Source organism: Streptomyces sp. NPDC005181 (assembly GCF_040608395.1).
Lineage (GTDB): Bacteria > Actinomycetota > Actinomycetes > Streptomycetales > Streptomycetaceae > Streptomyces.
In genome coordinates this window covers 17,482-28,410 of record NZ_JBEXID010000023.1, presented here as the reverse complement: position 1 = coordinate 28,410, position 10,929 = coordinate 17,482, and the positions used below count along the sequence as shown (strand labels likewise).

At 68.5% G+C, this 10,929-nt stretch carries 8 protein-coding genes; 2 read left to right on the top strand and 6 right to left on the bottom strand.

Annotation, left to right across the window (positions count from 1 at the left end; translation table 11 throughout):
• Window positions 1–294: 294 nt before the first annotated feature.
• From ABZV38_RS17265 to ABZV38_RS17240, 6 genes are all read right to left on the bottom strand, one after another.
• The gene (locus tag ABZV38_RS17265) at window positions 295–2,001 is read right to left on the bottom strand and encodes a carbohydrate-binding module family 20 domain-containing protein (protein ID WP_356327839.1); all 1,707 of its coding nucleotides are present in this window, start codon (window positions 1,999–2,001) and stop codon (window positions 295–297) included.
• A gap of 431 nt (window positions 2,002–2,432) precedes the next feature.
• The gene (locus tag ABZV38_RS17260; protein ID WP_356327838.1) at window positions 2,433–3,491 is read right to left on the bottom strand and encodes a LacI family DNA-binding transcriptional regulator; all 1,059 of its coding nucleotides are present in this window, start codon (window positions 3,489–3,491) and stop codon (window positions 2,433–2,435) included.
• Window positions 3,476–5,152: a glycoside hydrolase family 13 protein gene (locus ABZV38_RS17255; protein ID WP_356327836.1), complete on the bottom strand. Its 1,677-nt coding sequence runs from the start codon at window positions 5,150–5,152 to the stop codon at window positions 3,476–3,478. Before ABZV38_RS17255 ends, ABZV38_RS17260 begins: the two co-directional genes overlap by 16 nt.
• A gap of 99 nt (window positions 5,153–5,251) precedes the next feature.
• Entirely contained in the window at window positions 5,252–6,136 is an 885-nt protein-coding gene (locus ABZV38_RS17250; RefSeq protein ID WP_356327834.1) for a carbohydrate ABC transporter permease, read from the bottom strand.
• Window positions 6,133–7,146 (bottom strand): sugar ABC transporter permease, encoded by a 1,014-nt coding sequence (locus ABZV38_RS17245; RefSeq protein ID WP_356327832.1) that lies wholly within the window; start codon window positions 7,144–7,146, stop codon window positions 6,133–6,135. The genes ABZV38_RS17250 and ABZV38_RS17245 overlap by 4 nt, the downstream gene beginning before the upstream one ends.
• Before the next feature lie 22 nt (window positions 7,147–7,168).
• Window positions 7,169–8,443, bottom strand: a complete 1,275-nt coding sequence (locus ABZV38_RS17240) for an extracellular solute-binding protein (protein ID WP_356327831.1) — start codon at window positions 8,441–8,443, stop codon at window positions 7,169–7,171.
• A 406-nt stretch (window positions 8,444–8,849) separates the two neighbouring features.
• Here ABZV38_RS17240 and ABZV38_RS17235 point away from each other — a divergent pair, with 406 nt between their 5' ends.
• Both ABZV38_RS17235 and ABZV38_RS17230 read left to right on the top strand, forming a co-directional pair.
• On the top strand, window positions 8,850–9,917 hold the full coding sequence (locus ABZV38_RS17235) for a LacI family DNA-binding transcriptional regulator (RefSeq protein WP_356327830.1): 1,068 nt from the start codon (window positions 8,850–8,852) through the stop codon (window positions 9,915–9,917).
• Between the two features lie 74 nt (window positions 9,918–9,991).
• On the top strand, window positions 9,992–10,924 hold the full coding sequence (locus ABZV38_RS17230) for a phosphatase PAP2 family protein (protein ID WP_356327829.1): 933 nt from the start codon (window positions 9,992–9,994) through the stop codon (window positions 10,922–10,924).
• The last annotated feature ends 5 nt before the right edge of the window (window positions 10,925–10,929 follow it).

The following is a 10,929-nucleotide window of genomic DNA, read 5'->3' as shown; positions in this document are numbered from 1 at the left end:
CGACACCGTGGCGAACTGTCCTATTACTGCGTCACCCTGCGGGGATCACCCCGACACGGCCCCTCCCAGCGCACCGGCCGACAGGATGCGGCAGCCCGGCACGGAGGCCTACGGGCGACCCGGGGCGGGGGGTGTACCAGGGCGATCCCCGCAGGACGACGCAGTAATTGCACGATTCCCCTGCGGTGTCGGGGAGTCTGCGGCGTCCGAGGAGACGCCCTGGTGGCCCCCCGACCCCCGGTTCAGCCCCGGACCGGGACGACGTGGTCAGCCGCCCCGGCCCGGACGCCGGGTTCAGCTTCGCCAGACGTCGCTCGTCAGCGACACCTTGCCCGACGACGGAACCGTCGCCGTGCGGTTGGCGCCGCTCTCCCACGTGACGGCGCCGCTCGCGTCCTTGCGGACGTACTTGTACTCGAACGACGTACCGGCGGGCATGCTCACGTCCAGCTTCCAGACCGGGTACGACGCCGGGTCGAGCTTGAGCGCGCTGTCGGTGTTCCAGTTGCCGAGCGCGGACTGGTTCCCGGTGACGTAGATGTTCTGGCCGAGCTGGGTGGTCGCGTTGACACCGAAGGAGGCGCCGGAGGTACCCGTACCGGGGTCGGTGACGCCACCCCCGGTGCAGGTGCGGGCGTTCACCTGGAGGGCGACAGCCGTGTTCGCGCCGAGCGTCGCGGTGAACTGTCCGGAGCCGTTGACGGTCACCCCGTTGCCGGACTGGATGTCGCAGTAGTCGCCGGCGGGCAGCGAGGTCTGGAACGTACGGGTCAGCGACGAGCTCTCGTGGTTGACGGCGACATACGCTTTCGCCCCGCGGCCGAACGCGATCCGGTCGCCGCCGTTGTCCCACCAGTCGGTGACGGCCTCGCCGCGCGCCGTGTTGCGGAAGCCGACCATGGAGGAGATCTGCGGCCAGGCGTGCTGGCACTTCCAGCCGTCGCTGTAACAGGCGTTCACCGTCCCGCCGTTGGGCGGTCCCGCATCCTTGTCGGACCACTCGTAGCCGGAGTGGACGTCGGGCGAGCCGTACGGCCAGGCCAGCATGAAGACGTTGGCGAGGGTGTAGTTGGCGCCGTCCTTGTAGTTCAGGGTGTCGCCGCCGCGCTCGGTGTCGTGGTTGTCGACGAAGACCCCGGCCTTCGAGGACGGCATGAAGCCCCAGCCCTCGCCGAAGTTCTTCAGTTCGGCGAGGTTCTCGTTGTTGAAGACCTGTTTGAGGCTGCGGGCGTACCGGAATTCCTGGACGTCCCCGGTGCCGGTGTACTCGTCGGGCGAGACGGCTTCGCCCGCCCCGTAGATCGCCTCCTGCTTCCAGTAGACGCCGGGGTCGGTCAGCCGCGACTTGATGTTGGCGAGGTCGCTCGCCGGCATGTGCTTGGCGGCGTCGATACGGAAGCCGTCGACGCCGAGCGAGCGCAGGTCGTTGAGATATCCGGCGATCTTGCCGCGGACGTAGTCCTCACCGGTGTCGAGATCGGCGAGCCCGACGAGTTCGCAGTTCTGGACGTTGGCCCGGTCCTGGTAGTTGCTGATCTGCGCGGTGCAGTCGTCCATGTCGAACGAGGAGTACAGGCCGGGGTAGTTGTACTTCGTGTACGAGGAGCCTCCGGTGCCGGTGCCCGATCCGGCCGACATGTGGTTGATGACGGAGTCGGCGATGACCTTGACGCCCGCACTGTGGCAAGTGCTGACCATGGCGGCCAAGGCGGTGCGGTCGCCGAGCCGTCCGGCGATCTTGTAGCTGACCGGCTGGTACGAGGTCCACCACTGGCTGCCCTGAATGTGCTCCTGGGGCGGCGAGACCTGCACGTAGCCGTAGCCGGCCGGGCCGAGGGAATCCGTGCAGGCCTTGGCGACGGAGTCAAATTTCCACTCGAACATCACGGCGGTGACGTCCTTGTTGCCGGGTGCGGACGCCTGGGCGGGGGTGGCGGTGGGGATGAGGGCGGCGGCGCCGGCTACCAGGGCGAGAGCTGCAGACAGCGGTCTGCGTGCCATGTCTTTCCTCCTGCGGTGGGGGGAAATGCGGGGATGACGGTGCAGCCTCACGTGGCAACGCGCCCTGCCCTCAAGGCTCCTGAAGGTTCTTGCTGCAAGAATGCAAAGCTTGCCGCGGAGCTGACCGTACGAGCCCGCCCCACCCGGGTCAACCCCCTGAACACGACCCGCTAACATCCCGCACACATCGACGAAATCTTGCATTTTTCTTCCTGCAAGGACTTACGCAAGATATTGCGGCACTGTTAAGTTCTTCTCGACTCCGGCCCGGTCGGCCGGGGGCCCCGGCACCCCAGGGGCCTCACGCGCCCGGCCGGCCGGGCCGGTCACGGCAAGAGAGACACCCGGAGTCGCTCACTCCCCGCCGGCCCAATCCAGGGCCGACTCCCGGTGCCTCTCCTGTGCGTTCCGCCGTGTGCGCGGTCAGGCCGTCACGCGGGACGGACCGCGGCGGTGGATCCCCGTACCACCAACTCCGGCTGGAACACGTACTCCGTGCGCTGCACGGGGCTGCCGCCGATCTCCTCCAGCAGCGCCCCGACCGCGGCCGCCGCCATCGCCTGCACGGGCTGCCGCACCGTCGTCAGCGGCGGATCGGTGAAGGCGATGAGCTGAGAGTCGTCGAAGCCGACCACCGACACGTCGCGCGGCACGTCGAGCCCGCGGTCCCGGGCGGCACGCACCACGCCCAGGGCCATCAGGTCGCTGCCGCAGACGATGCCCGTGCACCCCTGGTCGAGCAGCGCCCCTGCCGCGACCTGGCCGCCCTCGACGCTGAACAGCGTGGAGCAGACGAGGAGTTCGGCCTCTGAGCGGGTCAGGCCCAGCAGCTTGACGGCGGCATCGACGAAGCCGTCCCGCTTGCGGCGGGACGGCACATAGCGCTGCGGCCCGATCGCCAGGCCGACCTTGCGGTGGCCGAGTTCGGCGAGATGTCCGACGGCCATCCGGACGGCGGCGGAGTCGTCGGGCGAGACGAAGGGGGCGCTGATCCGCTCGTTGTAGCCGTTGATCAGGACGAACGGCACGCCGCGGTCGGTGAGCGCGGCGTACCGGGCGGGGTCGGCCGACAGGTCGGCGTGCAGCCCGGAGAGGAAGACGATGCCGCCGACGCCGCGTTCGACGAGTTGCTCGACGAGCTCGTCCTCGGTGGCGCCGCCGGGCAGTTGGGTGCAGAGCACCGGGGTGTAGCCGTGCCCGGCCAGGACCTGCTCGACGGACTGCGCGAACGCCGGGAAGATCGGGTTGGTGAGCTCGGGGGTCACCAGTCCGATCAGCCCGGCGCTGCGCTGCCGCAGCCGTACGGGACGCTCGTAGCCCAGGATGTCGAGCGCCGCGAGCACCCGCTGGCGCGTGGTGTCGGCGACGCCCGGCTTGCCGTTGAGCACCCGGCTGACGGTCGCCTCGCTGACCGAGGCCTGACCGGCGATGTCCGAGAGCCTCGGCGCACCGCCGGTCCTGGGCAGGGGGACGGTCACACCGTCCACCACACCGTGGTGTCCGCGGGCAGCTCGATCTCGGCCCCGTCGGTGACGACGGGACTGCTGGACAGCAGCACCTGGCCGCGGACCGGGATGCGGACCGGCCGGCCGGTCGTGTTGACGGTGCAGACGAAGCCGGGGCGGGCGAAGGCCAGCAGCCCTTCGGGAGCGTCCAGCCACTCCACGGCCGTCCCGGCGCCGAGCCCCGGGTGCACCCGGCGTGCGGCGAGCGCGGCCCGGTACAGCTCCAGTGTGGAGCCCGCCCTGCCGGTCTGGGCCTCGATGCTCAGCTCGCCCCAGCTGTCGGGCTGGGGCAGCCAGCTGCCGCCGTCGCCGAAGCCGTAGGAGCTGCCGTGCCGGGTCCACGGGATCGGCACCCGGCATCCGTCGCGGAAGCCGTCCTGGCCTTCGGCGCGGAAGAACGACGGGTCCTGGCGGGCCTCGTCGGGCAGGTCGGTGACGTCGGGCAGGCCGAGTTCCTCGCCCTGGTAGACGTACGCGGAGCCGGGCAGCGCCAGCATCAGCAGGCTGGCGGCGCGGGCCCGGCGCAGGCCCATCTCGCGGTCGCCCGCGGTGCGGATCTGGGTGCCGAGGCCGGGCGGGTTGGCGAACCGGGTGGCGTGCCGGGTGACGTCGTGGTTGGAGAGCACCCAGGTGGTGGGGGCGCCGACCGGACGCATCGCGTCGAGCGAGACGTCGATGACCTTGCGCAGCTCGGCGGCGTCCCAGTCGGTGGACAGGTACTGGAAGTTGAACGCCTGGTGCATCTCGTCGTGGCGCACATAGTTGGCGGTGCGCTCGACGGTCGGGGTCCAGGCCTCGGCGACGGCGATGCGGTCGCCGGGGTACTCGTCGAGGATGGTGCGCCAGGAACGGTAGATCTCGTGCACCCCGTCCTGGTCGAAGAACGGCATGACATCGTTTCCGAGCAGCTTGAGCTGGTCGTGGGTGCCGAGGTCGGGCAGACCTTCGGCCTTGACCAGGCCGTGGGCGACATCGACGCGGAAGCCGTCGACGCCCATGTCGAGCCAGAACCGCAGGATCGAGCGGAACTCGTCGGCGACGGCCGGGTGTTCCCAGTTGAAGTCGGGCTGCTCGGGCGCGAAGAGGTGGAGGTACCAGTCGCCGGAGGTGCCGTCCGGGTCGGTGGTCCGGGTCCAGGCGGGGCCGCCGAAGATGGACTCCCAGTCGTTGGGCGGCAGTTCGCCGTCCGCGCCCTTGCCCGGGCGGAAGTGGTAGCGCTCGCGCAGCGCGGAGCCGGGGCCCTCGGCGAGGGCGCGCTTGAACCACTCGTGCTGGTCGGAGGAGTGGTTGGGCACCAGGTCGACAATGATCCGCAGGCCCAGGTCGTGGGCGTCCCGGATCAGCGCGTCGGCGTCCAGCAGCGTGCCGAACATCGGGTCGATGGCACGGTAGTCGGAGACGTCGTAGCCCGCGTCGGCCTGCGGCGACGCGTAGAACGGGCTGAGCCAGACCGCGTCGACGCCGAGGTCCTTGAGGTACGGAAGTCTGTCCCGTACGCCTGCGAGATCGCCCATGCCGTCGCCGTTGCCGTCGGCGAAGCTCCGCGGATAGACCTGGTAGATCACCGCGTCCTGCCACCAGCCGGTGCGGTGGCCCGGAGCGTCGTCGGACGTGCCGGTGGAGGGGGCAGCGAGGTGCTGGGTCATGTCGTCCCTGGGGTGTCTGGGTGGGAAGCGGCGCCGGGACCGGGTCGGGGATCCGGCGCCGCCGTTCCTTCGTGCGTGCGGGTCGTGCTGCTGGGTGCGTCAGCCCTTGACGGCCCCGGCGGACATGCCGGTCACCAGGTGGCGCTGGGCGAAGAGGAAGACCAGGGCCGCGGGTATCGCGATGAGCACGGACGCGGCGGTCATCGGCCCCCACTGGGCTCCGTACTGGTTGACGAACTTCTGCAGTCCGCCGGCGAGCGTGAGGTTCTCGTCGCCGACCATGAATGCGGAGGCGTACGCCACTTCGCCCCAGGCGGTGATGAAGGAGTAGAACGCGGTGACGGCGAGGCCCGGCTTGGCGAGCGGCATGATCAGCCGCCAGAACGTGCCGAACGGAGTGAGGCCGTCGACCTGCCCCGACTCGTCGATCTCGCGCGGAATGGTGTCGAAGAAGCCCTTCATCATCCAGGCGCAGAACGGCACCGCGATGGTGAGGTAGGTGATGACGAGGCCGGCGGGCTGGTTGAGCAGGCCCAGGCTCGACATGATGTTGTAGATCGGCACGATGAGGACGGCGACCGGGAACATCTGGGTGATCAGCAGCGTCCACATCAGCCCGCGCTTGCCGGGGAACCGGAAGCGGCTGACGGCATAGCCGGTGGTGGCGGATACGAAGACGCCGAGGACGGTGGTGAGCCCGGCGATGACCAGGGAGTTGCCGAACCAGGTCAGGAACTCGGTGTCCTTGATCAGGTCGGTGTAGTTCTCGAAGGTCGTGTCCTTGAAGAAGTCCGTCGTCGTCGCGTACGCGGCGGGCTTCAGCGAGGTCAGCAGGACCCACAGCACGGGGAACACGGCGATCACGGACGCCACGATCAGCGTGAGGTGCAGTGCGACGGAGGCGAGCGGCGAGCGTTCGCCGCGGGGCCGGACCTTGGCCTTGCGCACCGAGTGGCGCGCGGTGGGTGCGGGGACGGTGGTCACCAGCTATCTCCCTGCGTGCGGAGGACTCGCCGGTAGACCGCGGCGAAGAGCATCAGGAGGACGAGGATCAGCACGCCCCAGGTGGAGGACTGCGCGAAGTCGCGCGGGCTGATCTCGAAGGAGAACTTGTACGCCTGGGTGACCAGGATCTGGGTGGCCTCACCCGGTCCGCCGCGGGTCAGCAGGAAGATCACCGGGAACATGTTGAACGTCCAGATGGTCGACAGCAGGATCACGGTGGTGGAGACCGGCCGGAGCCCCGGCAGCGTGATGTGGCGGAACCGCTGCCAGGCGGTGGCACCGTCCATCTCGGCGGCCTCGTACTGCTCGCTGGGGATGGACTGCAGACCGCCGAGCAGGGCGACCATCATGAAGGGCACGCCGAGCCATACATTGACGGCGATGACGGAGAACTTCGCCCAGGTGGGGTCGTTCAGCCACGGTATGCCGTCGATGCCGGAGCCGGAGAGGATCTTGTTGAGCAGCCCGCGGTCCTCGTTGTAGAGGAAGCGCCAGGCGAAGACGGAGACGAAGCCGGGGATGGCCCAGGGCAGGATCAGCGCCATCCGGTAGGCGGAGCGGCCGGCGATCCGGCGGTTGAGGATATTGGCCAGGGCCATGCCGAGGACGAACGTGATGCTCACGCAGGAGACCGTCCACACCAGGGTCCACCCGAGCGTGCCGAGGAACTGGTCGCCCGTGAGCGCGTCGGCGTAGTTGTCCAGGCCGACGAACTTGTACGTCGCGGGCATGTGGTTGACGCCGATGGACCGTTCGACGTTGCGCTCATTGGCGTCGGTCAGCGACAGGTAGATGCCGCGGACCAGCGGGTAGCCGATGATCACGCCGATCACGGCGACGACCGGGGCGACCATGGTCCAGGCGTACCAGTGCGTCGACAGAGTCCGCCGGAGCCTGCTCGGTGGTGGGGTACCAGTACCGCGGCTCCGGCCGCGGGCGACATTGTCGCCCGCGGCCGTTGCCACCGACTGGCTGGTGTGGACAGCCATCAGTCGGCCTGCCTTTCTCTGGCTACTTCCAGCCCTTGAGGAGCTTGCGGTAGGAGTCACCGGTGGTCTTGGCGGCCTTCTCCGGCGTGGTCTGGCCGGTCAGGACCTTGGTGTACTCGGTGACGAGCGGGGCGAAGAGGCTGCCGGTCTCCGGGATCCAGGGGCGCTCGACGGCGGTCTCGACGACCGGCTGGAAGAAGCTGACGATCTCGTTGTCGACGACCGCTTCCTCCGAGTAGGCGGAGGTACGGGTCGGCAGGAGGTTCAGCTCCTTGGTGACCTGGGCCTGGGTCTTCGTGGACGTCATGTAGTCGACGAAGGCATAGGAGGCGTCGAGGTTCTTGGAGCCCGCGTAGACGGCCAGGTTGTGACCGCCCTGCGGGGCGCCCTGCGCGGCGGAGCCGGCCGGGACCGGGGCGACGCCCAGGTTGGCCTTGTCCTTGAACTCCTTGCCGGCGTAGGTGTCGGCGACGGCCCACGGGCCGTTGATGATCATGGCGACCTTGCCGTCCTTGAAGGACGACTGCATGTTCTCCCAGCCGTCCGTCGCGTCGGTCTTGGCCGCACCGGAGTCGACGAGGTCCTTGACGACCTTCATCGCCTTGACGCCCTCGGGGTTGTCGACGGTGACGGACTTGGTGGCCGCGTCGACGAGGTCGCCGCCCTCGCCGTACAGGAAGGACAGGAACCAGTACGCGTCGTCGCCGCGCAGGTAGAGGCCGGTCTTGCCGGTCTTGTCCTTGATCTTCTTGGAGACGGTCTTCAGCTCGTCGACGGTCGTGGGGACCTCGACACCGGCCTCCTTGAAGATCTTCTTGTTGTAGAAGATGCCCATGGAGTCGATCACCTGCGGCACCGCGTACGTCTTGCCCTTGTACTTGGTGGAGGCGGCGGCCTGCTTCAGGAAGTCGTCCGCCTTCTGCAGGGCGGGGGTGCCGTCCAGCGGGGCGAGGTAGCCGAGGTCCGCGAACTCGGGGGTCCAGGCGACCTCGGAGCGGATCACGTCGGGAGCGCCGGAGCCGGACTGGGCAGCGTTCTTGAACTTGTTCTGCGCCTCGCCGAAGGGCACGTTGACGTACTTGACGTCGACCTTCGGGTGCTGCTTCTCAAAGTCTTCGGCAATCTTCTTGAAGACCTTGTCCTCGCTGCCCACGGTGGAGGTGTCCCACCACGTAACGGTCCCGGAGAGCTCGCCGGAGCTCTTGCTCGAGCCTTCGGACTTGTCATCGCTGCCGCAGGCGGTCGCCGCGAGCGCCAGGGCCGCGACCAGGGCGGTGGCCGTTATGCCACGTCGCATCTGAACTCCTTCAACTGCCGTACCGCTCCATCGCGGCGCCGGGTCGACGAGGAACGTAACAAGGATGAAAGATGACCGAAAGACTTTGCGGAAGATTTCTGCAAGCTTCGGCGATCGTTACATTCGCGTGTCCTCACAGTTGCCGTCAAGCCCCTTGACGGGAGCGCTCCGACCCTGACAGGAGAAGGGTCGGGGCCATGATTTCGCTGTGCGACGATCCGACCGCAGCCCTCAGCCCGGCTTCGCAAGACCTTGCAAGACGTTGCGGCGACACTGCCGAGCGGCCCGTGGCGGCACGTACCGCCGCACGCGCCGTCGGCCACCACCACCCCCCGGACAGCACCGCAGTCGCCCGATTCCCGCGCATGGTGGGCAATCCGACACGCGGCCGGTACAGTCCACTCCCATGACCGCACGGCTTGCCGATATCGCAATTCAGGCGGGGGTCAGCGAGGCTACGGTCAGCCGTGTACTGAACGGCAAACCAGGTGTTGCTGCAGCCACCCGTGAATCCGTCCTCGCCGCGCTCGACGTCCTCGGCTACGAACGGCCGGTACGGCTGCGCAGGCGCAGTGCGGGACTGGTCGGGCTGATCACGCCCGAGCTGGAGAACCCCATCTTCCCGGCGCTCGCCCAGGTCATCGGTCAGGCGCTGACGCGGCAGGGCTATACGCCGGTGCTGGCGACGCAGACCCCCGGCGGTTCCACCGAGGACGAACTCACCGAGATGCTCGTCGACCGTGGCGTCTCCGGCATCATCTTCGTCTCCGGGCTGCATGCCGACACGTCGGCCGATATGCAGCGGTATGAGCAACTGCGCGCCCAGGGTGTGCCCTTCGTGCTGGTCAACGGCTTCTCGCCGAAGGTGCAGGCGCCTTTCATCTCCCCCGACGACCGGGCGGCGATGCGGCTCGCGGTGACACATCTGGTCTCGCTCGGCCATCAGCGGATCGGCCTTGCGGTCGGACCCAAGCGTTTCGTGCCGGTACTCCGCAAGATCGAGGGGTTCCGCTCCACCGTGCAGGAACAGCTGAACCTCACCTCGGACGAGGTGGAAGTGCTGATCCAGCACTCGCTGTTCACCCTGGAGGGCGGTCAGGCGGCCGCTTCGGCGCTGATAGAGCGCGGGTGCACGGCGGTGGTGTGCGCGAGCGACATGATGGCGCTCGGTGCGATCCGGGCCGCGCGCCGGCTGTCGATGGAGGTGCCGCGCGACCTGTCGGTCGTCGGCTACGACGATTCGCCGCTCATAGCGTTCACCGATCCGCCGCTGACCACGATCCGTCAGCCGGTGACGGCGATGGGCCAGGCCGCGGTGCGCACCCTCCTCGAGGAGATCGGCGGCACACCGGCCCCGCACAGCGAGTTCGTCTTCATGCCGGAGTTGGTCGTCCGCGGTTCAACGGCCGCGGGCCCCGGCCCCGATCCGGCCTCTGCATCCGGAACGGAATCAGGGGCGCACGCCCGCCTGTAGGGGGCATGATGTGCAACTGGAACCCGACCGGAGGATGATCGGGAAGTGGGACGCAACTGAAAGAATCGACGCCTATGGGTGAAGTGAGCGTGAAGTCACAGGAAGGCCGACCGGCGGCCACCCCGTCACCCATCGCGGACGAGGCGGCTCCCGAGGTGAAGCGGAACGACATGCTGGCGCGGCTGCGTTCGCTGCGGTACCCCCGTCGGCCGCGCATCTATTTCGAGGTCCTGCTGATCGCGGTGAGTTACTGGGTCTACTCGCTGGTGCGCAACGCCGTCCCCGAGCAGAAAGCCGCGGCACTCAGCAACGCCGACTGGCTCTGGTCGGTGGAGAAGTACCTGGGCATCGCCGTCGAGCAGTCGGTCAACCACGCGGTGAACTCCGTGACATGGCTGATCGTCTCGATGAACTACTACTACGCGACACTGCACTTCGTCGTCACCATCGGTGTGCTGATGTGGCTGTTCCGTCGCCATCCCGGACGTTACGCGGCAGCGCGCCTGGTGCTGTTCGCGACCACGGGCGTCGCGCTGCTCGGGTACTACCTGTATCCGCTCGCGCCACCGCGCCTGATGAACGACGGCCACTTCATCGACACCGTGCTGGTGCACCACACCTGGGGTTCGATGGCCTCGGGCAACTTCAAGAACATGTCGAACCAGTACGCGGCGATGCCGTCGATGCATATCGGCTGGTCGCTGTGGTGCGGGCTGACCATCTACGCGCTGGCGTCGGCGCCCTGGGCACGCATCGCGGGCCTGCTGTACCCGGCGACCACGCTGATCGTGATCGTGTCGACCGCCAACCACTTCTGGCTCGACGCGGTGGGCGGCATGACCTGCCTGGCGTTCGGTTACGCGGTGTCGTTCGCCTGGTACGGGGCGCTGCCGCACCACCTTCAGAAGCGGGTCACGCGCCCTGCCGGGGCCAGACTCTCGGCGCTCGGCCCGGGAGCGCCGATCAGGGTCGGGCAGCCGGCCGAGGAGGCACCGGTGCGCCAGTGACCGGC

Coding starts and splice junctions, on each gene's coding strand:
- ABZV38_RS17255 (WP_356327836.1), bottom strand. CDS start 5,152: ATGACCCAGCACCTCGCTGCCCCCTCCACCGGCACGTCCGACGACGCT.
- ABZV38_RS17240 (WP_356327831.1), bottom strand. CDS start 8,443: ATGCGACGTGGCATAACGGCCACCGCCCTGGTCGCGGCCCTGGCGCTC.
- ABZV38_RS17265 (WP_356327839.1), bottom strand. CDS start 2,001: ATGGCACGCAGACCGCTGTCTGCAGCTCTCGCCCTGGTAGCCGGCGCC.
- ABZV38_RS17235 (WP_356327830.1), top strand. CDS start 8,850: ATGACCGCACGGCTTGCCGATATCGCAATTCAGGCGGGGGTCAGCGAG.
- ABZV38_RS17245 (WP_356327832.1), bottom strand. CDS start 7,146: ATGGCTGTCCACACCAGCCAGTCGGTGGCAACGGCCGCGGGCGACAAT.
- ABZV38_RS17230 (WP_356327829.1), top strand. CDS start 9,992: ATGGGTGAAGTGAGCGTGAAGTCACAGGAAGGCCGACCGGCGGCCACC.